The organism is Agromyces cerinus (assembly GCF_016907835.1).
In the GTDB taxonomy this organism is placed as follows: domain Bacteria; phylum Actinomycetota; class Actinomycetes; order Actinomycetales; family Microbacteriaceae; genus Agromyces; species Agromyces nitratus.
Window position 1 is genome coordinate 2512436 of the sequence record NZ_JAFBCT010000001.1, and the last position, 19395, is coordinate 2531830.

The following is a 19395-nucleotide window of genomic DNA, read 5'->3' on the forward strand; positions in this document are numbered from 1 at the left end:
GCGGTGGCATCCGCGAAGGGACCGAAGATGTCATTCCAGGCCTACCTCGACAACATCGAGAAGAAGACCGGGCTCACGCCGCGGCAGTTCGTCGATCTCGCGACCGAGAAGGGCTACGGCGCGGGCACGAAGTCGGCGCCCATCGTGGCCTGGCTGAAAGAGGACTACGGCCTCGGGCAGGGCCACGCGATGGCCCTCGTGCACGTCATCACCAAGGGCCCGAAGATCAGCACCAAGCACGTCGGCACCGACGGCGCGCACAGCGACGCCACCGACACGCTCTGGCTCGACGGCGCGGCGACGAACCCCAACGGGTGACCTTTCGCCGGTTGCGCGTTGCAAGAGCGGTGTGAGGTGGGTCATGAGTTCCCTCGGAGACGGGAAGGGGCCAGCCGGATTCGGCTGGCCCCTTCAGGTTGTGCGTGCAGTTCAGTTGTTTCGAGAAGCCTCTGACTGAATGGCCTTGGCGAGGTCGCGGGGAATGCTCCACATAGGCCAATGGCCCGTCGGGAGGTCAACGACGTCGAGGTGTTCAAGCTTCGCGACTTCGGTGAACATGGGATGACCGGCTTGGGCCAGCTCGAGCACCTGCGCACTGGAGATCGAGCAACACACCAAGGACGTCCGGATCTTGCGGCGGGCGTCGTTGGTGAGCTCGATGGGCTGACGAAGCACGGGGCCGGGCTCGGGGACGGCTCGGGCCCGAAACTGCTCGAGGACCTCTGCGCTCAGGCCTTCCAGGCTCGCCTGCTGTGCAAGGACGTCGAAGGGCGGCAGCGGAAGCTCCTCCAACTCCTCCGGGAGGTCTGGGGCGAAGACACTTCCGGTCACTGCAGGGCCGGAGTCGACCCACACCACCCGGTGGACGAGCTCAGGGTATCGGTCCATAACGAGGCTGACGGGAGCGTTCGCCCCACTGTGGGCGACGAGAATTGCTGGCTCATTGCCGTGCTGAGCAATGACGCCCAGGATTGCGTCAGCCTGGGCGTCGAGGGTTTTCGTCGCACGCTCAGGATCGTGCGCGTCGAGACCGGGCAGTGTCATCGCGATGGCACGAGGGTGGTCGGTTTTCAAGTGTTCGAGAACGTCATCCCAGGCCCAAGCGCCCAGCCAGTGGCCGGCGATGAGAATGATGGTCGGGCTGCTCAGAGTGGTTGGCATGTCACAAATCTCGCAGGCCCTGCGGACAACGGTGTGTCACTATTTATGTCATGAATTTGCCTGGGGCTGAGCAGTGAAGCGAGCAGAACGGCTCCATGCTCTCTCAGAGATGTTGCGCCGCAGCGGCGCGCGGGGGGTCTCCGCCGAACGGTTGGCGAGAGAGTTCGAGGTGTCCGTGCGCACGATCAAGAGAGACCTCGATGCGCTGGAGAACAGCGGTGCGCCTCTCTGGTCGCGCCCGGGTCCGGGCGGTGGCTACGGAATGGCTGTCGGCGCGTCCCTGCCACCCGTCAGCCTGTCTCCGGCGCAGGCTGTGGCGCTCATGGCGGCTGTGTCCGCTGCGCCCGATGCCCCCTACGCTGATCTGGCGGCAGCCGGTATCCAGAAGATCCTGGACGTCCTCGATCCCAGAACCCGAGCAAGAGCTGACGAGCTGGCCCGCCGTGTGTGGGTCAACGCGCTTCCCTCGTCCTCGCGCGCGATCAAGTCGGCACTGGAGGAGGCGATGGCCGAGCAGCGAGTAGTCCGTATTCGCTACACATCGGGAGACGAGACCACGACCACCCGTGACGTCGAGCCCGTGCTGTTCGCCTCCACGAGCGGCCAGTGGTACTTGATCGGATGGTGCCGAATGCGCGACGCAATGCGATGGTTTGCCGTGTCGCGCATCGAGCAGGCCACCGTCACGAAGGCGGCCTGCAGCGGCCATACCATCCACGAGGTCGGAGAACCCCCCGCGAACGCCAGACCGGTACACGGTCGTGGCGAGTGAGCCACTCAATCAACCTCTGCGGTCAGTGCACCGAGAGGTCGTCGGGCTCGACGATGCGATCCTGATTCCACGGTTCGGCCCAGCCGAGCTCGTCGAACATGCGCGAGAGCACGAGGGCGGTGACTCCCCACACGACGCGGCCCCCCACCGTGAATGCGGGCGAGCGATACGCCTGCCCGCCGAAGACGTGCTCGGTATTCGCACGGTTCGCGGGGTCGAGCATCTCGCCGACCGGCACCCGGAACACCTCGACCGACTCGTCATGATCGACGGCGGCGACCTCTGACGGGCGGGTCCACCATGCCGGCACCGGCGTGACGAGGTGGTTGCTCACTGGCACGGGCATGGGCGGCAGCGTGCCGAGCGGCTCGATGCCGTCGACATCGACGTCGGTCTCCTCACGGGCCTCGCGCACCGCAGCGGCGACCGGCCCCGCATCGGATGCCTCGAGCCGGCCCCCTGGGAAGGCGATCTGCCCCGCGTGGCTGCCGAGGGTTGCCGCGCGGCGCAGCAGCAGCACGTCGAGGTCGCGCGCCACGGCTCCGCCGGTGTCGCTCGGCACGGAGTCGAGCACCCCGAAGAGCACGAGCACCGCGGCCGGGCGAAGGCCCGAGACATCCGCTCGGGTCTTCGGCCGCTCGGGGTGCCACTCGAGGCCGCGCTCGCACAGGGCGATGAGTTCGGCACGTGCATCGGCGACTACGGGCATGGCCTCACCCTATGGGCCACCGACGTCAGCGCCGCGGCTCGGCGGTCGACCAGATCGCCATCGCAACGAGCAACGGCTGGAAGAGCAGGCGGATGCCCCGTGCACGATCGGAATCGAGGCCGAATGCGGCTCGCTTCTCGGTGAACTGCGCGATGTTGCCCGGGAACACGGCGACGAAGAACGCCGCGACGATCCAGCCGATGCGCCGGCGCTCGCGGGGCAGCGCGACGAGCGCCCCGCCCAGTCCGATCTCGACCGCGCCCGATGCCACGACGACGCCGTCGGCATCCATCGGCACCCACGACGGCACTTGCGAGCGGAACTCCTTGCGCGCCCAGAAGAGATGGCTCACCCCGGCGAAGACCAGGCCCGCGGCGAGCGCGATCCGCGCGATCGTGCGGGGTGTGGTGCTCATGGGAACGTCGCTGCGTGCCATGTCGACCTCCGTGCGATGTGTACGCCCACCCTACGGCGTCGGCCCGCTCGTGGCGGGAGCCTCAGCTGCCCGCGACGGCTGCGGCCCCGATCACCGACACGGTGATGAACACCCAGTCGTTGATGATGTGCGCGCCCGCCGAGACCCAGAGGTTCTTCGTGCGGATGAATGCGAGCGTGAGCGCGATGCGCGCCGAGCCGATGACGACGATCGCCTGCACCCAGTTCCAGTCGTAGGTCGGCAGGTGCGCCGCACCGAACCAGACGGCCGAGATGATCCACGCGAGGATGATCGCGGTCTTGCGCGAGACGCCCGCCTTCGCGAAGAGGAAGTACATGAGGGCGAGGAACGGCAGCACGACGAAGATCTCCTCACCGATGAGCTGGATGCCGCTGCCCACGTAGAGCGCGATCGTGTCGACGACCCCGCCCGAACCGGCTCCTGCGATGACATCGTTCGGCGCCACCGGGAACATCAGCGAGACGATGCCGCCGATCACGAAGGTGAGCACGATGTTGAGCGCGGCGAAGAAGAACATGTTGCCGACGTCGACGAGGCGCACCCGGCGGAAGATCGCCGTCCATGCGCGACCGGCGACGAGGGCGAGCACGGCGAGGGGAATCGCGACGAAGAGCGCCCGGGGCAGGAGCGCGCCGAGGTTGTTCGCCGACGGAATGAAGATGAGCGCCGCGAAGCCGGCGGCCACGGCGAGCCACACGATGATCCACTTGACCGCCGAGAGCTCGACCGGCACCCCGTTGTAGTACGGGAAGTCGGCGCCGTCGCGGCGCTCGATGAGGCGGCCGAAGCGGTCCTTCTCCTCAAGGGGGCGCAGGGTTCCAGTGGAGGTGAAGCTCGCGGTCGTCATGCGGCAAGTCTGACAGAGCACGGGCGGGCGGGCTGCTCGCGGCACGGTGAACGCCCGACCCTCGACGAGGGTCGGGCGCTCACCGCATGGTGCGGCGCGAGCCGGAACTCAGCCCTTGCCGGGGCGCGTCGCCTCGATCGGGAAGCTCCACGCGTTCACGCCGTCACCGGCCGCCGCATCGCCCGAGGGCTGCTCGGCATACGAGACGAGGATCTGCGCGTCATCGGCGAGCGCCGAGCGGATGCCGGCATCGATCGGCACCGTCAGCGTGCCCTTGCCGGCGTCGACCTCCTGCTCGAACGACGCCAGGAGGCGGCCGCTCATGTCGGGTGCCCACGGCGGAGCCGCACCATCCGTCGGCGAGCAGGCCTCGAAGCCGAAGACGTCGCCGACGCAGCTCGAGGTCCACACCGGGATGTACGACGTGTCGCCCTTCCAGAGGAACACGCGAACCGTTCCGGCCTCCTCCGTGCGGTACGAAAGGCTGACCTTCTTCTGCTGGATCTTCACATCGGAGACGGTCATCGCTTCACTCGGCTGCACCCCCGAGATCGTGCCGCCACGCGTGGCCGACTGGGCGACCGTCTGCGGCGACTGCACACCCTGCAACGCGGTGTCGGGGATGATCGGATCGGCCGACTCGGTCGACCGGTCCGCCGGCGGCGCGTAGCCGTCGAGGTAGGCGTGACCCCATCGGTACGGCTCCGACTGCTGGCTGCCGAACGCCGACCACGCGGTGCGGGTCTGCCCGATGAAGTTCTGCGTGTCGGAGTCGTATGGCGTGACGTTCAACCCGAGGTACTGCGGGTCGACGTCGTTCAGCGCCGCATCGCCCTGGGGCACCGCGCTCGTCGGCCCGACCGCTGCCGGAAGCGCCGAGAGCGGCACCTTCACCTCGATGTCGTAGCCCCCGCCGGCGAACGTGCCGTCGGCCTGGCGTGCGACCTCGACGGCCACCTCGACGCCCTCGGCGTTCAGGCCGCCTTCGACCGTCTCGGCGAGCGGGCCGGTCGAGAAGCCCTGGTGGTTGTCGGCGTCGCGCGACCAGCACGGCCCGTCTGCCCCGTTGCCGTTGGCGCCTTCGGCGTCATCGGTGAACGGGAACATGCCGAGCTTGAACGTCGACGAGGTGTCGATCGAATCGCCGCGCGGATCGAGCAGCAGCTCCACCGAGTCGACCAGCCAGTGGCCGAAGCAGCGGTCGGGCGTCGACGCGGCGCTGGCCATGTCGTCGGTCACCCGGATCTGCGCGTACAGCGCGTCGTCGTACCAGCCGAGCCGGGCGACGCTGCCGTCACCGCAGTCCACCCCGTCGGCGGCGCACTCGGCGCCCTCCCACCGGGTGCCCACGTCGACCGGCTGACCGACGTAGAGGTCGTCGGCCGTTCCGTCGACCGTCGGCGCGGCATCGAGCTGCGGGATCACCACGGTCGGCACGAGGTACACGGTCTCGCTCTCGGACGCGACGCCGGCACCCGACATCGTCGTCGCCGTGAACGTGACCGTCCTGCTGCCGGGGTCGGCCGGATCGGTGTGGGTGACGATGAACGGGATCGTCGTCGTGTCACCGGGGGCGAGATCGGCGAAGGGCTTGCTCGCGGCATCGACGACGAAGCCCGCCGGCACTGCGAGTTCGACTGCGCCCGACTCGACCACGGCGGTGCGGTTGGTCACCTCGACCGGCACGGTCACCGTCTCGCCGGCGCCGACCTTGGCGACCGCTCGCGAGCGACCCCCGACGTAGGCGTCGTTGTCCTGGGTCCACTCCTCGTACTCGGCTGCGGTGCCCCAGCGGTCGAAGCGGCCCTCGACCGGCGCGACGAGTTCGATCCGCGTGTCGTTGTACGCGGTGACGCCGTCGCCGGCGAACTCCGCCGCGAGCTTGTAGACGGCGGGTGCCGCGTCGCTCGCGGGCGTGACGGTGAACGTGGCCTGCGTGGCATCCTCGTCGCCGATGCCGTCGACCTCGACCGGTTCGGAGACCTGCCAGCCGGCGGGCACGACGAGGCTCACCGTGCCGCCGCCCAGCTCGCCCTCACCGGAACGGAGCGTGACGGTCGTGGTGAACGGCTCACCGGCGGCCTCGTAGTACTCCTCGGCCGCGAGCGAGAACTCCGAGCCGAGGGGCATGCCGCCCGGGTCGGCGATGACGGCGCCGTAGAGCACCGCGTCGTCGTTCGCCGCGGCGGGCGAGGTGTTCGGCTGCATCGGCACTCTCGACTCCGAGACGCCGTAGCGCTGGCAGGTCGGGTCGACGAGCGCGGTCTGCATCGTGCGCGCCTGGGTGGGGTGCGCCCGGCCGCCCTCGCGACCGACCTGCGCCCAGGTCTTCGCAGACCCGGCGGCCTGGCCGGCGAGGTTGCCGTCGGCCCAGACGTAGGGCGACTCGTAGCCGGTCCAGGTGCCGACGACCGTGAAGGGGTTCGTCGCGGCGGGCACGAAGCCCGCGTTGCAGTTGGGCGCGGCGGTGCCGCCGGTGCCCGTGGTGAGCCCGCCGGCGAGGATCTTCTTGACCTGCCACGGCTCCACGGCGCCGACCCCGGTGAGCTGCTCGGGGAACATGCCCGGGTCGGCAGCGGCTGCCGCGGCCTCCCAGATCATGCGACCCTGCGCGTACTGGTGGTTGCCGTGGCCTGCCGCGAGCGACGGCGTGCTGCCGACGAGGATCTCGGGCCGCGTCTCGCGGATGATCCGCACGGTGCGGCTGAGCGTCTCCTCGGCGTCCCAGACCTTCGCGGTCAGCGGCGCCGAGGTGTTGTAGAAGAAGTCGACGCGGTCGAGGTTGAAGATGTCGACGGTGCCGGAACGGATGTGCGAGGTGCGGTCCTCGTTCTCGCGGCGGAGGCCGAGGTCGGGGCCGGCCTCGGGGCCGACCGAGTTCGAGCCGCCCTCGCCGCGGGTGGCCATGATGATGCCGCACCGCACGCCGTAGAGGTCGTTCCAGACGCCGCACGGCGTGGTGAACCCGGCGTCGTCGTCGGGGTGGGCCCAGATGCCCATGATGTCGATCTTCTCGCGGTCGGTCTCCGTGGCGATCGCCGGGTCTCCGGCCTCGAGCTTCACGGCCGCATCCGGTGGCCCCGAGCTGCCGTTGCCCATCGTCGCGGCGACGGCTGTGCCCTGGCCCATGAGTGCGGCGACGGCGATCAGCGAAGTGAGCAGGATTGCGTGATGACGTTTCATGCGGTCCTCCGTTGGACGCTCGAGACGACGGACTGCCGCCCCGATCCCCCTCAAGCTAGGGCAGGTTCGGTCACGTTGCAAGCATCTTCATTCAAATACGCGCAAATCGCGTGCGCGCAATTGCGCGCTCGCCGATCACTCGCGCACTGCGCCCTCGATCATGCCCTTGATGAAGTGCCGCTGCAGGAAGACGTAGAGCAGCACGACCGGCAGGGCGACCATGACCGCGCCCGCCGCGAGCAGGGCAGTGCCCTGCGTGTACTGCCCCTGGAAGAACGCGAGCCCGAGTGGCGCGGTGCGTACCGCGCCGTTGGGCGACATCACGAGCGGGATGAGGAACTCGTTCCAGGTCCACATGAAGACGAGCAGCACGAGGGTCAGGATCGCGGGCCGGCCGATGGGCACCAGCACCTGCCAGAGGATACGCATGGAGCTGGCACCGTCGAGGCGGGCGGCTTCGATCAGCGCCAGGCTCGAGGTGCGGAAGTACGTGCGCATCCAGTACGTGCCGAAGGCGATCGACATCGCGATCTGCGGCAGCGCGACCCCCCAGACCGTGTTGGTGAGTCCGAGCACCCGCAGGTCGAAGTAGAGCGGCACGATGAACGCCTCGGTCGGCACCATGATGCCGAGCAGGAAGACGTAGAAGACGAGCGTCGCCCCGCGGAATCGCATCGTTCCGAGCGCGTACCCGGCGAGGATCGAGGCGAGCACCGACACGACGACCACGATCGTCGCGACGACCACCGACGTCAGCATGTACTGGCCGAACCGGCCGATCTCCCACGCCTCGGGGAAGTTCTCGGGGTGGAACGCGCCGCCCTCGCGGGCGGCGGAGGCGTCCTTCGGCCCGAACGCCATGGTGACGATGACGCCGATGGGGCCGAGCACCACGAGCGCGAAGCCGATGAGCACGAGATAGTTCGCGCCCCGTTCGATCGGGGAGACCTTCATTTCCTGTCTCCGATCATGTTGACGACGCCGTTGATGGCGAAGACGATGATGGTCAGCACGATGCCGACGGCGGTGGCGACGCCGACATCCCCGAGTTGGAATGCGCGGCGGTAGATCTCGTAGCTCGGCACGGTGGTCGACGTGCCGGGGCCGCCGCTCGTCGTGACGTAGACGAGGTCGAACGTCTTGAGCGCGGCCACGATCGTGAGAGTGAGCGCGACCGTGATCTCGCCGCGAACGGTCGGCAGGGTGATCGCGAAGAACTCGCGCACCGGACCGGACCCGTCGAGCCGCGCCGCCTCGTACAGCTCGCGCGGCACCCGGCTCATGCCGGCCATGAGCAGCACGGTGACGAGGCCGGTGCACACCCAGGTGCCGATGAGCCCGACGGCGGGCAGGGTGAAGGTGTAGTCGCCGAGCCACGGCCGGGTCAATGAATCGAGCCCGATGAGCCGGAGGAATCCGTTGAGGGGGCCGTCGGGAGCGTAGATCTGCCGCCAGGTCACGGCGACGACGACCATGGCGATCACCTGGGGCAGGAAGATGACGCTGCGGAAGAAGCCGAGTCCCCGCACCTGCGAGCGCGTGAGCAGCGCGGCGAGCACGAGGCCGATCGCGAGGGGCAGCACCGCGTAGAAGAACACGAGCACGAGGGCGTGCCAGAACGCCTCGCGCAGGCGCTCGTCGTAGAGGATCTCGACGTAGTTGTCGAGGCCGACGAACGTCGACTCCCCCAGTCCGTCCCACTCGAAGAGGGAGTACTGCGCCGCGCGGCCCAACGGGAAGAGCAGGAATGCGCCGTAGATGAGCAGGGCCGGTGCGAGGTACGCCCACGCGACCCAGCCCGATCGGGCGGGGCGCCGAGTGGCGCTCCGCCCGACCGTGGTGGTGCCGTCACTCATTGCTTGCGACGAACTCCGAGTAGTCGGCTTCCAGGGTCTCCGTGAACTGCTCGGGAGTCGCCTGGCCGGCCAGCAGGTCCTGCAGCGCCTGACCCATGGTGTCGCCGAACGTCGGCGTCGCGTAGTCGAGGTACGGCAGCAGGCTGCCGTCGCCCGTGACGTCGCCGAACACCGTGAACACGTCGGCCTGCACGCCCGAGTCGGGGGCGAGTTCCGCGGTGCGGTTCACCGGCAGGTTGCCCGTCTCGGCGAGCACCTCCATCGCCTCGTCGCTCGTGATGAAGTCGAGGTAGGCCGCGGCGACGTCGGTGTTGTCGGCCGCCGAGGTGATCGTGAAGGGCAGGCCGGTGCCGCCGGTCGTCGCCGGCGTGCCGTCGCCCGTGTTCGGGATGAAGAAGCCGACGTCGTCGCCCATCGCGTCGCCGAGGTCGGCGGCGAGCCAGGAGCCGCCGATGAGGAACACGCCGTCGCCGCCTGCGAGGGCCTGCCATGCGGCGTCGTAGTCGGTGCCGTTCACGCCGTCGTTGAAGTAGCCGGCGTCGACCCAGCCCTGCAGCGTCGCTGCGGCCTCGACGTTCTCGGGCGTGGTCCAGCTCTGGCCAGCGTTGCCGAGTCCGAGGTCGGTGATGACCTCGGCGTCGACGTGGTCGCCCTGCAGCGGGCCGAACACGTGCAGCGCCGGCCACTTCTCGATGTTGCCGAGCTGCATCGGGGTCTCCCCTGCCGCCTTCGCCGCCTTCAGCGCGGCATCGAACTCGGTCCAGTCGGTGGGCACCTCGAGGCCGAGGCTCTCGAGCTTGCTCTTGGAGTAGAAGATGCCGACGACCTCGCCGACCTGCGGGAGGCCGTAGAGGCTGCCGTCGCCGAAGACCTTCGCGTCGTCGCTGTAGGTCGAGTACTGCAGCACCGACGGCGAGAAGCGATCGGCCCAGCCGTAGGCCTCTGCGTAGTCGTCGAGCGGCCGCAGCTGCTCGGCCGCGACGAACTGGCCCATCGTGTTGCGGCCGTTGTTGGCCTGCACGACGTCGGGCGCGTCGGCATCGGTGAGCGCGAGGCGAAGCGTCGTCGCGAGGTCGTCGAACGACTGCGAGTTGCGGTCGATCGTCACGTTCGGGTACTTCTCCATGAACGCGGCGTTGAGCTGCTCCATCTGCTCGTTCTGCCCGCCGCGCACCTCCTGGTCCCACACCGTGAGGGTGACGTCGCCGACACCCGAGATGTCGGTGCTGATCTCACCGGTGGTCTCGTTGCCGCCCGTGCTGCCGGTTCCCGGGGCACAGCCGGCGAGGGCGAAGACGAGCGCGGCACCTCCCAGGGCGACAGTGCTGAATCGGATGTTTCGCTTCATGATGTACCTCTCTTGTCGGGGAACGATCGCCGGGCTGCTGTGGCTCGGTAGTCGGCGAAGGGGAACGTGGATTCGGACCGGCGGCGGCCGGGGGTCTCGGGCAGCACCTCGGCGAGGAACGAGAACCGTGCGACGAGCTCGCGATCGCCGTCGCTGCGCGTGCGGTCCCACCAGTCGGCGAGGTCGCCCCATCCGGGCGCCGCGAGCGCACCGCCGGGGTGCTCGACGGCGAGGGCGGCGCACAGTGCGGCGAACGAGAGGCTCTGCTCGAGCGGCCATTCGCGCAACGTGCCGAGCACGAGCGATGCGCCGAACACGTCGCCGGCCCCGGTCGCATCGCGCCCCTTGGCGGGCACGGCCGGCACGATCACCTCTTCGCCGCGCGCCGAGTCGATCGCGACGGCGCCCTCGTCTCCGCGAGTCACGACCACGAGCGGCACTCGGCCGGCGAGGGCGCGCGCGGCGGCGACGGCCGACTGGGTGCGGGTGTAGGCCATGGCCTCCGACTCGTTCGGCGTGAATGCGAAGCAGTCTGCGAGGGGCTGCAGGTCGGCGGTGTCCCAGCGTTCGGAGGAGTCCCACCCGATGTCGGCGAAGATCTTGGTGCCCGCGCGCGTCGCGGGCCGCCACCAGGCGTCATCGGCGCGTGCACCGCGTGACATCGCGCCCAGGTCGGCGAAGGTCGCGCGGGCCGCGAGCCGGTCGCCGACCAGTGCGCCGGCGGGAACGGGCGACGCCTCCTCGCGCGTGATCATGCTGCGGTCGCCGCCCGACGCGATCGACACGGTGACCGGCGTCGGCCAGTTCGGCACCAGCCGCGAGGAGCCGAGGTCGATGCCCTCGTGGTCGGCGAGGAACTCCCAGCACCAGCGCCCGTAGACGTCGTCGCCGAGCGTCGTGGCGAGCGCGGTGCCGAGGCCGAGCCGTGCGGTGGCGACGGCGAGGTTGGCGACTCCGCCGGGGCTGCTGGCAAGCGCCTCCGCATGCACTTCCGTGCCCGGTCGCGGTGCCGCGTTCAGCTCGGTGAAGATGAGATCGAAGAAGACCGGCCCGGCCAGCAGCACATCGACGACATCGTCGGCAGCGCGTTCCGTCACGGATCCTCCTCGGGTGCGATCGCATGAACGATCGTCGATGACCTTTGACTGAACATACTCTCGAATGAACGCTCTTGCGTCAATTCGTGCGCGAAGTTGACTGCTACGCTCTTCCACATGCTCACAGCAACGCGACAGGCGCACATCCTGAACTCCCTGCGCACTGACGGCGAAGTCACCGTCGAAGAGCTCGCCGAGCAGTTCGGCGTCTCGCTCTCGACCATCCGCCGTGATCTCAACACCCTCAGTGCCGAGGGCCTGCTCCGACGCGTGCGCGGCGGCGGCAGCATCGAGCCCGACCAGATCCCGTTCACCGATGTCGAACGACAGCACCATCCCGAGAAATCGCGCATCGCCGAGAAGGCCGCCGAGCTCGTGGCCGAGGGCGACGTCGTCATCATCGACATCGGCACGACGACCGCACTGCTCGCCCGCCAGTTGCGCGGCCGGCGCATCACGGTCATCACCGCGAGCCTCGCGGTCATCGACGAGTTGCGCGACGACGACGTGGTCGAGCTCATCGTGCTCGGCGGAGCCGTGCGCAAGAACTACAACTCGATGATCGGCACCCTCACCGAGCAGGCGCTCGCGCAGATCCGGGCGACCACGTGCTTCCTCGGCACGAGCGGCATCCGGGCGAACGGCACCATCTCCGACACGACGGGCATGGAGGTGCCGATCAAGCTCGCGATGATCGAGTCCTCGCAGCGCACCGTCGTGCTGGCCGACGCCTCGAAGTTCCCGGGCGTCGGCGTGCTCAGCGTCTGCGGTCCCGAGCACATCTCGGCCATCGTGACGAATGACGACGCGGATGCCTCGACGCTCGAGGTGCTGCGCGAGGCCGGTGTCGAGGTGATGGTCGCGTGAAGCTCGCCATCATCGGGGGCGGCGGTTTCCGCGTCCCGCAGGTCTTCGAAGCCGTCTCGGCCGACCACGCACCCGTGCGCATCGACGAGCTGAGCCTCTACGACGTCTCCGAGTCACGGTTGCAGACGATCGGTGCGATCCTCACGAGCCTCGCCCGCGAGAAGCGCCACGTGCCGACCATCACGCTGACCACCGACCTCGAAGAGGCGCTCCGCGGCGCCGACTTCGTCTTCAGCGCAGTGCGCATCGGCGGCACGCGCGGCCGCATCCTCGACGAGAAGACGGCGCTCGACCTCGGCGTGCTCGGCCAGGAGACGGTCGGCCCCGGCGGCCTCGCCTACGCGCTCCGCACGGTGCCGTTCATGACCCGGCTCGCCGAGACGATCCGCGATGTCGCGCCCGACGCCTGGGTGATCAACTTCACGAACCCCGCCGGCATCGTCACCGAGGCGATGCAGCGCGTGCTGGGCGACCGCGTGGTCGGCATCTGCGACACCCCCATCGGGCTCATCCGTCGCGCAGCCACCGCCGTGAGCGGCACCGCCGACCGCGTCGACTTCGACTACGTGGGCCTGAACCACCTCGGGTGGCTCCGCTCGATGACCTTCGGCGGCGAAGACCTGCTGCCGAAGCTGCTCGAGTCCGATCAGTCGCTCGAGGCCATCGAAGAGGCCCGCCTGATGGGCTTCGACTGGGTGCGGGCGCTCGGCGCCCTGCCGAACGAGTACCTCTACTACTACTACTTCACGCGCGAGGCGACCGAACGCATCCGCTCGGCGCCGTCGACGCGCGGCGAGTTCCTCGACCGCCAGCAGTCGGCGTTCTACGCCGCCCCGGGCGACGACCCGCTCGCGACGTGGATGCGCGCCCGCCACGAGCGCGAGTCGAGCTACATGGCCGAGAGCCGGCCCGACGACGAGGAGCGCCTCGAGTCGGATGTCGACGGCGGCGGGTACCACGAGGTCGCACTCGACCTCATGGCCGCGCTCGCCACCGGCCGGTCGTCGACGATGATCCTGAACGTGCGCAACAACTCGCTCGTGCCGCAACTGCCCGAAGACGCGGTCGTCGAGGTGGGCTGCGTCGTCGACGGCGACGGCGTGCACCCCTGGCCCATCGCCCCCGTCTCGGGCGAGATGCTCGGCCTGATCACGCAGGTGAAGTCCGCCGAGCGGCTCATCATCAGCGCCGTGCACGAGGAGTCCCGCGAGCAGGCCTGGCGCGCGTTCGCGGCGCATCCGCTCGTCGACTCGGTCGGCGTCGCACGCTCGCTGCTCGACCGGTACCGCGAGAACTTCCCCGAGATCGGCGCCCTGCTGCGCTGAGACGGTGTCGGCGTCGGATTCGACGCCGACACCGTCAGCGAGCGGATGCGCCGGCTCCCCTAGCCCTGCAGCGCCGGCCACCAGGCCGGGTCGGTCCAGAGCGCGAGCTCCTGCTCGAGCGCGGCGCCCACGCGGAAGACGCTGGCGTCGTCGTACGTTCGGCCGACGATCTGCACACCCGTCGGCACGCCGTTCGGGGCGATGCCCGACGGCACGGCGAGCACCGGCACCCGGCCGATGACGTTGAACGGCAGGGTCATGAGCTGCGAGAAGACCGTGTCGCTGTCGGTCGCGGGCTCGTCGGCGGCGAGGCCCGTGCTCGCGACCGTCGGGCAGATCATCACGTCGTACTCGGTCATGATCTCGGCGAACGGCAGGTAGAAGGCCGACTCCGCGACGAGTCCCTCGACGTAGTCGCCGCCCGCGGCGGCCTTCGCCGCGAAAGCGCGCGTGTACGGCATGAGCTGCGCGGCGCGATCGGGGTCGCCCTCGACGATGCTCTCGATGAACGGCCCCATGACGGCGCCGAAGTGCGGCCACGCCGTCTGCTGCACCTGCTCGGGGGTCCACGGCAGCACGACCTCGTCGACGGTGGCGCCGGCGAAGGTCAGCGCCGCGGCGACGGCGCGGGTGTTGGCCTCGACCGCGGGGTCGACCTCGTAGCCGCCGAGGTTGATGCACAGGGCGATGCGGACGCCGCGGAGCGAGCCGACCGCGCCCGAGACCGCCGCCACCTCGCGCAGTGATGCCGCGTCGCCGACCCACGGGCCCGAGAGCACGTTCTGCAGCATGGCGACGTCGGCGACGCTGCGCCCCATCGGGCCGTCGGCGCAGTACGTGTCGGAGTTGAACGGCGCCATGCCCGGCACGCGGCCGAACGGCGGCTTGTATCCGACGACGCCGCAGAACGACGCGGGAATGCGGATGGACCCGCCGATGTCGGAGCCGGTGGCGAGCATCGTCGAGCCGGCGGCGAGCACCGCGCCCGAGCCGCCCGACGAACCGCCAGGCGTGTAGTCGGGGTTCCACGGGTTGCGGGTGATGCCCCACAGCTTCGAGTGGGTCACGGGCGAGCAGCAGTACTCGGGGGTCTTCGTGCGGCCGTGGATGACGGCGCCGGCGTCTTGGATGCGATCCACGATCGGGTGCGTGACGTCGGCGATGTTGCCCTGTTCGAGCAGGCAGCCGTCTTCGAGGAGGCGCCCGGCGACGGGCTGCTCGTCTTTCAGCATCAGCGGGATGCCCTCGAGTGCGCGCACCTGCTCGCCGCCCGCGAAACGCGCCTCGGAAACGAGCGCGGCGGCCCGCGCCTCGTCGAGCCACTGCTCGGTCACGGCGTTGATCGCGGGCTCGGTCGCCTCGGTGCGGGCGATCACCGATTCGAGCAGCTCGACCGGGGAGAGCTCCCGCTTTCGGAACAGCTCGGATGCCTCGGTGGCGGTGAGCCGATACAGATCCATGGAGTGGTGCCTTTCGTGCGTCCGTACAATGTACGGACGATACTGTTGCACGCATGGCTCCACGTCAAGAGGTTGAGGAGATTCGACAGAATCTGACCCGACGCGACCTCAGCTCGGCCGCGATCACGCTGATCGAACGCGACGGGCTCGGCGCGTTGACGATGCGGCGACTCGCCGCCGAACTCGACTGCGCTCCGATGAGCCTCTACACGCACGTGCGCAATCGCGACGACCTGATCGACGCGATCGTCGACGAGCTGATCGAACGCCTCGACCTGCGCGAGCCGCGCGGCGAGGGCTGGCAGCAGATCGTGTTCCAGACCCTCTCGGCCTACCGCGACCTGGCCGTGCAGTTGCCGAACTCGTTCGAACTGCTCGCGCTGGCGCCGTACGACACCTCGCCGGTCGCACCGCACCTGGCCCGGTTCGTGGCGGGTCTCGAGGCCGCCGGCCTCACCACCGAGCAGGCGCAGCAGATCCTCGGCATCGCCGACGCCTACGCCTCGGGGTTCCTCGTCGTGTGGGCGCGCAGCCGAGCTCGCAGTGACGCAGACGAGCAGTCCTCCGTGACCGACGGCATCACGGGCCTCCGCGACCTCGGCATGTTCGACCAGGGCCTCGACGCGCTGCTCGCCGGCCTCGACGCGACGCTCGTGCGCGGCATCACGCCGGGCGAATAGGCGTCCGCGGACATCTCACCGGTCGAGGAGCCCCGGGCCTGCCCGAGGCCGACCCGCGACCCGTCACTCGCCGACGAGCGCCTCGTCCCACCGATCCATGATCCAGTCCACGGTCTGCTCAGGGCTCTGCTCGCTGGAGTCCACCCAGAGGCCGACGGGCGGCGTCTCGCCGACCCATCCGTCGAAGGTTCGTACGGCGTCGGCGACCGTGCCGTCGCCGATCCATCCGTCGTAGGCGCCGCTGCCCCGCTCGGTGTCGCGGTGCACGATCGCCTCGACGCTCGGCCGCAGCACGATGAGCGCCCGCCGACCGCCGCCCATGCGGTCGAGCTGCGCGCCGACCCCGTCGCCGAAGATGTTGTCGACGTGCACGGCGCTGATGCCCGCATCGACGAACGAACGGCTGAGCATCGCGCCGTGCCGGTAGCGCAGTTCGAGCTGCGCGAGCGCGGCGTCGCTGGGCGGATCGCTCATGTCTTCGCGGCCTCCCACGACCATCAGCCAGAGCGCGTCGCCCTCGATGAACGCACCGGGGCGGAGTCGTTCGGCGAGCAGTCGACCCACGGTCGACTTTCCCGACGCCGGGGCGCCGACGATCAGGATCGCGGTCGGCCGGGCATCGTCGGTTCGTTCGGCCTGCGCAGTCATGTCGGTCAGGCTATCGAACGGATGCCGCGGCTCGCCCTCCTCAGCAGCCTTACTCCCCGGCGCTCGCCCACTCGAAGCCGTCGGGGTCGGCGAACGCCCCGGCGTCGCCGTTGACGCGGAGGCGGTGCGACCCCGAGCCGTCGGCGGCGACGCCCACGGTCTTGGCGAGCGCGCGGCGCTTGTAGAGGCCGAGTCCGATCGGGCTGCCCGGGGTGGCGAAGTCGACGTAGCTGCCGAAGCTCTTCGCGACGGCGAGTCCGCGGTCGAGGTAGAAGCGCTTGCTCGCGCCCACGTCTTCGGCGCCGATGAGCAGCACGAGGTTGTCGATCGTGCGGGTCGCCGGCCCCGTGTCCTTCTTCGACGCGGTGGCGACCTGCCAGATCGCGCCGTCGGGCGCCTGCACGACGCCGCCGAAGCCCCACAGCGACTTCTCGGCGGGCTTCAGCACCGTGGCCCCGGCCGCGACGGCCGAGTCGAAGAGGGAGGTGACGTCGGCCGGCTGCGACACGATGACCGACATGGTGAATCCGCGGAACCCGGTCGACGGGGCATCCGCCGCCCTGGTGCGAACCTGCGGCCCGAGCCCGAAGGCGTCGGCGTAGAAGCGCGCGGCCGCGTCGGGGTCTGCCACGTCGAGCGTGATCGAGGCGATGGAGGTGAGCTTGGTGGTGTCGATGTTCATACCAGCGACGCTATTCACCCTGATCGCCGGGCACTTCTTCGATACTGCTCGCTTCGAGTCCGAGCGCGCGTCAGCCGAGCGCGCGTCAGCCGAGCGCGCGTCAGCCGAGCGCGCGTCAGCGGAGCGCGCGTCAGCCGAGCGCGGCGATCGCGTCGGCGACCAACTGCCGTTCCGAGGGCTCGTCGTCGGCGGCCGGGGTGAAGCCCATGCGCACCACGACGAGCTCCTCCGACGGCACCATGACGACCTTCTGCCCGTCGTGACCGCTCATGTAATAGGTGTCGGCGGGCAGCTCGGGCCAGCGCAGGCTGCCGTCGGGCAGCATGTTGGTGCGGAAGCCCATCGCGTACCCGGCGTCGTCGGTCTGGTCGTGCTCGACGTTCGTGAGGGTCTGCGTCATCCAGCCTTCGGGCAGCAGTTGCTCGCCGTTCCACTCGCCCTCCTGCAGGGCGAACTGGCCGAGTGCGGCCCAGTCGCGAGGTGCCGCCCAGAGGTACGACGAGCACACGGGCGTGCCCGCGGCATCCGGTTCGAAGGTCGCCGTCGACAGGCCGAGCGCACCGAGGATCGTCTGCCGCGGCAGGTCGGCGCCGAGGCCGGTGCGCTCGGTCAGCACCGAGCACAGCAGGGTCGTGCTGCCGCTCGAGTACTCCTGCACCGAGCCGGGCTCGTGCTCGAGGGGCAGGCTCGCGACGTAGGCGCCCATGTCGGGCTCGAGGTAGAGCATGCGGGTGATCGGCGTGCCGAGGTCGTAGGTCTCGTCCCACTCGAGGCCGCTCTGCATGCGCAGCAGGTCTTCGACGGTGATGGCAGCGCGTTCGTCGGTCCACTCGGGCCGAAGGTGGTCGTCGCCCAGCGAGACGACGCCCTGCTCGACGAGCATTCCCGTCATGAGCTCGGTGACGCTCTTCGACATCGACCAGCCGAGCTGCGGGGTCTCGGCGTCGAAGCCGTCGGCGTAGCGCTCGGCGACGAGTTCGCCGTCTTTCACGACGACGACTGCGCGAGTGCCGAGCGCCTCAGTGTCGGATGCCGCGAGCTCGTCGCCGAACGCACGGCCCATCGCCTGCTCGAGCGCGGCACCCGCCTCGGGCGTCGGTGCGGTGGCCGCTGCGACGTCGGTGAACGGGTTGCCCTGCGCGTCGATCGCAGTGGCCTCGCCGAGCTCGGGCCGCTGGTCGGCCAGCGTGCAGCCGAAGCCCTCGGCGTACCAGGCGTTCTGGTGCGCGATGGCGCCCAGGATCGAAGCCGTTGCCGTGCCGGCATCCGCGTCGGAGTCGACCTGCAGGTAGGGCACGAGCGGGTTCGGCGGCAGGTCGGTGGCGGGGTCGTCGCGGCCGGCGACCAAGACGCCGGCGCACGCGTTGTGGGCGGCGTAGCCGGTGCCGGTCAGGAGGATCGGCTGCTGCCAGAGGTAGACCCCGGTGAACGCGGCGATGAGAACGAGGGCGGTGACGGCGACGATGACGATCACCCGGCGAAGGATGTGCACGAGCGGATGCTAGCAAGCGCGAAGTACGCCGCCGAATCCTGTTCGGTTTCCACAGTTGAACGGCCGATTCACCCTTCCGACGCGAGTCTCCTCCATAATGACGCTGCGACTGGCATCATCGTCCGGGAGCGATTGCGCACCACACAGCACCACGACCCGAGTAGCACCACGACAGAGGAGCATCATGACCGACCCGAACCAGCCGCAGGAACCCACCGTTCCGACGCCGCCCGCAGCGCCCGACCACATCGCAGCGCCGCCCGCAGCGCCCGCGGCACCCGAAGCTCCTGCTGCTCCCGCAGCGCCTGCTGCAGCCGAGGCGCCCGCCGCTCCGGCAGCCCCGGCCGCCCCGGCCTACACGCCGGCTCCTGCTGCCGCGCCGGCTCCGGCCGCCGCATACGGCGCACCCGCGGCCGCGCCGGTTCCCGGCAAGGGCCTCGGCATCGCCGGCCTCGTGCTGGCGATCGTGCTGCCCCTCGTCGGCCTCATCGTGAGCATCATCGCGAAGTCGCAGTCGAAGAAGGCCGGCGTGAAGAACACCCCCGCCACGGCAGGCATCATCGTCGGCGCGATCCTGACCGTGCTCGGCATCATCGCCACGATCGTCATCATCGCGGTCAGCGCGTCGCTCGTCGGCGGCGTCGTCGACATGTGCAGCGAGCTCGGCCCGGGCGTCTGGGAGCTCGACGGGGTCACCTACACCTGCGAGTGATCGCCACCCGCACCACCGCATGAAGCGCCGCCGGGCCGAGCCCGGCGGCGCTTCGTCGTTCTCACGGGTTCGCCCGTGCGAACTTCTCGTGCACGACCT

Annotated in this window: 19 protein-coding genes; 6 read left to right on the forward strand and 13 right to left on the reverse strand. The window is 69.7% G+C overall.

The features are described from left to right. Window positions 1-27: 27 nt before the first annotated feature. Window positions 28-318 (forward strand): DUF4287 domain-containing protein, encoded by a 291-nt coding sequence (locus JOE59_RS11705; RefSeq protein ID WP_204460694.1) that lies wholly within the window; start codon window positions 28-30, stop codon window positions 316-318. A gap of 111 nt (window positions 319-429) precedes the next feature. Here JOE59_RS11705 and JOE59_RS11710 read toward each other — a convergent pair whose 3' ends face one another. Then, window positions 430-1161, reverse strand: a complete 732-nt coding sequence (locus tag JOE59_RS11710) for an alpha/beta fold hydrolase (protein ID WP_204460696.1) — start codon at window positions 1159-1161, stop codon at window positions 430-432. A gap of 73 nt (window positions 1162-1234) precedes the next feature. Here JOE59_RS11710 and JOE59_RS11715 point away from each other — a divergent pair, with 73 nt between their 5' ends. Then, entirely contained in the window at window positions 1235-1933 is a 699-nt protein-coding gene (locus JOE59_RS11715; RefSeq protein WP_204460698.1) for a helix-turn-helix transcriptional regulator, read from the forward strand. Between the two features lie 22 nt (window positions 1934-1955). Here JOE59_RS11715 and JOE59_RS11720 read toward each other — a convergent pair whose 3' ends face one another. The 8 genes from JOE59_RS11720 to JOE59_RS11755 all read right to left on the reverse strand — a co-directional run bounded on the left by JOE59_RS11720 (window position 1956) and on the right by JOE59_RS11755 (window position 11430). Further along, the gene (locus JOE59_RS11720; RefSeq protein ID WP_204460699.1) at window positions 1956-2642 is read right to left on the reverse strand and encodes an NUDIX hydrolase; all 687 of its coding nucleotides are present in this window, start codon (window positions 2640-2642) and stop codon (window positions 1956-1958) included. A 25-nt stretch (window positions 2643-2667) separates the two neighbouring features. Beyond that, window positions 2668-3057 carry a DoxX family protein gene (locus JOE59_RS11725; protein WP_204460700.1) on the reverse strand — a complete coding sequence of 130 codons (390 nt, stop codon included), beginning with the start codon at window positions 3055-3057 and terminating at the stop codon, window positions 2668-2670. An 82-nt stretch (window positions 3058-3139) separates the two neighbouring features. Beyond that, on the reverse strand, window positions 3140-3946 hold the full coding sequence (locus JOE59_RS11730; RefSeq protein ID WP_204460701.1) for a CPBP family intramembrane glutamic endopeptidase: 807 nt from the start codon (window positions 3944-3946) through the stop codon (window positions 3140-3142). Between the two features lie 108 nt (window positions 3947-4054). Continuing rightward, window positions 4055-7129: an NEW3 domain-containing protein gene (locus JOE59_RS11735; RefSeq protein WP_204460702.1), complete on the reverse strand. Its 3075-nt coding sequence runs from the start codon at window positions 7127-7129 to the stop codon at window positions 4055-4057. A 135-nt stretch (window positions 7130-7264) separates the two neighbouring features. Continuing rightward, window positions 7265-8083 carry a carbohydrate ABC transporter permease gene (locus tag JOE59_RS11740; RefSeq protein WP_204460703.1) on the reverse strand — a complete coding sequence of 273 codons (819 nt, stop codon included), beginning with the start codon at window positions 8081-8083 and terminating at the stop codon, window positions 7265-7267. Next, window positions 8080-8985 (reverse strand): carbohydrate ABC transporter permease, encoded by a 906-nt coding sequence (locus JOE59_RS11745; RefSeq protein WP_179552329.1) that lies wholly within the window; start codon window positions 8983-8985, stop codon window positions 8080-8082. The genes JOE59_RS11740 and JOE59_RS11745 overlap by 4 nt, the downstream gene beginning before the upstream one ends. Next, window positions 8978-10333, reverse strand: a complete 1356-nt coding sequence (locus JOE59_RS11750; protein WP_204460705.1) for an ABC transporter substrate-binding protein — start codon at window positions 10331-10333, stop codon at window positions 8978-8980. Before JOE59_RS11750 ends, JOE59_RS11745 begins: the two co-directional genes overlap by 8 nt. Continuing rightward, window positions 10330-11430, reverse strand: a complete 1101-nt coding sequence (locus JOE59_RS11755) for a carbohydrate kinase family protein (protein ID WP_307837041.1) — start codon at window positions 11428-11430, stop codon at window positions 10330-10332. Before JOE59_RS11755 ends, JOE59_RS11750 begins: the two co-directional genes overlap by 4 nt. A 117-nt stretch (window positions 11431-11547) precedes the next feature. On the opposite strand from JOE59_RS11755, the gene JOE59_RS11760 reads away from it, so the two are divergent. Continuing rightward, the gene (locus JOE59_RS11760; protein WP_074261783.1) at window positions 11548-12297 is read left to right on the forward strand and encodes a DeoR/GlpR family DNA-binding transcription regulator; all 750 of its coding nucleotides are present in this window, start codon (window positions 11548-11550) and stop codon (window positions 12295-12297) included. Beyond that, entirely contained in the window at window positions 12294-13622 is a 1329-nt protein-coding gene (locus tag JOE59_RS11765) for a 6-phospho-beta-glucosidase (RefSeq protein ID WP_204460707.1), read from the forward strand. The genes JOE59_RS11760 and JOE59_RS11765 overlap by 4 nt, the downstream gene beginning before the upstream one ends. Before the next feature lie 59 nt (window positions 13623-13681). On the opposite strand, the gene JOE59_RS11770 is transcribed toward JOE59_RS11765, so the two are convergent. Then, a complete protein-coding gene (locus tag JOE59_RS11770; protein ID WP_204460709.1) occupies window positions 13682-15082 on the reverse strand; it encodes an amidase in 1401 nt (466 codons plus the stop codon). A 53-nt stretch (window positions 15083-15135) separates the two neighbouring features. Here JOE59_RS11770 and JOE59_RS11775 point away from each other — a divergent pair, with 53 nt between their 5' ends. Then, window positions 15136-15762 (forward strand): TetR/AcrR family transcriptional regulator, encoded by a 627-nt coding sequence (locus JOE59_RS11775; RefSeq protein WP_179552324.1) that lies wholly within the window; start codon window positions 15136-15138, stop codon window positions 15760-15762. Window positions 15763-15825: 63 nt separating this feature from the next. On the opposite strand, the gene JOE59_RS11780 is transcribed toward JOE59_RS11775, so the two are convergent. The 3 genes from JOE59_RS11780 to JOE59_RS11790 all read right to left on the reverse strand — a co-directional run bounded on the left by JOE59_RS11780 (window position 15826) and on the right by JOE59_RS11790 (window position 18584). After that, window positions 15826-16410 (reverse strand): zeta toxin family protein, encoded by a 585-nt coding sequence (locus JOE59_RS11780; RefSeq protein WP_204460711.1) that lies wholly within the window; start codon window positions 16408-16410, stop codon window positions 15826-15828. Window positions 16411-16459: 49 nt separating this feature from the next. After that, complete coding sequence (locus JOE59_RS11785) at window positions 16460-17092, reverse strand: VOC family protein (RefSeq protein WP_179552322.1); 633 nt, start codon at window positions 17090-17092, stop codon at window positions 16460-16462. Window positions 17093-17222: 130 nt separating this feature from the next. Continuing rightward, complete coding sequence (locus JOE59_RS11790) at window positions 17223-18584, reverse strand: serine hydrolase domain-containing protein (protein ID WP_204460713.1); 1362 nt, start codon at window positions 18582-18584, stop codon at window positions 17223-17225. Window positions 18585-18768: 184 nt separating this feature from the next. On the opposite strand from JOE59_RS11790, the gene JOE59_RS11795 reads away from it, so the two are divergent. After that, on the forward strand, window positions 18769-19296 hold the full coding sequence (locus JOE59_RS11795) for a DUF4190 domain-containing protein (RefSeq protein WP_179552320.1): 528 nt from the start codon (window positions 18769-18771) through the stop codon (window positions 19294-19296). Window positions 19297-19395 lie beyond the last annotated feature (99 nt).

Bases quoted from the DNA above. Each gene is read 5' to 3' on its own strand.
- JOE59_RS11795 (WP_179552320.1), top strand. From the start codon at position 18,769: ATGACCGACCCGAACCAGCCGCAGGAACCCACCGTTCCGACGCCGCCC.
- JOE59_RS11725 (WP_204460700.1), bottom strand. From the start codon at position 3,057: ATGAGCACCACACCCCGCACGATCGCGCGGATCGCGCTCGCCGCGGGC.
- JOE59_RS11730 (WP_204460701.1), bottom strand. From the start codon at position 3,946: ATGACGACCGCGAGCTTCACCTCCACTGGAACCCTGCGCCCCCTTGAG.
- JOE59_RS11735 (WP_204460702.1), bottom strand. From the start codon at position 7,129: ATGAAACGTCATCACGCAATCCTGCTCACTTCGCTGATCGCCGTCGCC.
- JOE59_RS11750 (WP_204460705.1), bottom strand. From the start codon at position 10,333: ATGAAGCGAAACATCCGATTCAGCACTGTCGCCCTGGGAGGTGCCGCG.
- JOE59_RS11785 (WP_179552322.1), bottom strand. From the start codon at position 17,092: ATGAACATCGACACCACCAAGCTCACCTCCATCGCCTCGATCACGCTC.
- JOE59_RS11705 (WP_204460694.1), top strand. From the start codon at position 28: ATGTCATTCCAGGCCTACCTCGACAACATCGAGAAGAAGACCGGGCTC.
- JOE59_RS11710 (WP_204460696.1), bottom strand. From the start codon at position 1,161: ATGCCAACCACTCTGAGCAGCCCGACCATCATTCTCATCGCCGGCCAC.
- JOE59_RS11740 (WP_204460703.1), bottom strand. From the start codon at position 8,083: ATGAAGGTCTCCCCGATCGAACGGGGCGCGAACTATCTCGTGCTCATC.
- JOE59_RS11720 (WP_204460699.1), bottom strand. From the start codon at position 2,642: ATGCCCGTAGTCGCCGATGCACGTGCCGAACTCATCGCCCTGTGCGAG.
- JOE59_RS11780 (WP_204460711.1), bottom strand. From the start codon at position 16,410: ATGACTGCGCAGGCCGAACGAACCGACGATGCCCGGCCGACCGCGATC.
- JOE59_RS11745 (WP_179552329.1), bottom strand. From the start codon at position 8,985: ATGAGTGACGGCACCACCACGGTCGGGCGGAGCGCCACTCGGCGCCCC.
- JOE59_RS11760 (WP_074261783.1), top strand. From the start codon at position 11,548: ATGCTCACAGCAACGCGACAGGCGCACATCCTGAACTCCCTGCGCACT.
- JOE59_RS11775 (WP_179552324.1), top strand. From the start codon at position 15,136: ATGGCTCCACGTCAAGAGGTTGAGGAGATTCGACAGAATCTGACCCGA.
- JOE59_RS11770 (WP_204460709.1), bottom strand. From the start codon at position 15,082: ATGGATCTGTATCGGCTCACCGCCACCGAGGCATCCGAGCTGTTCCGA.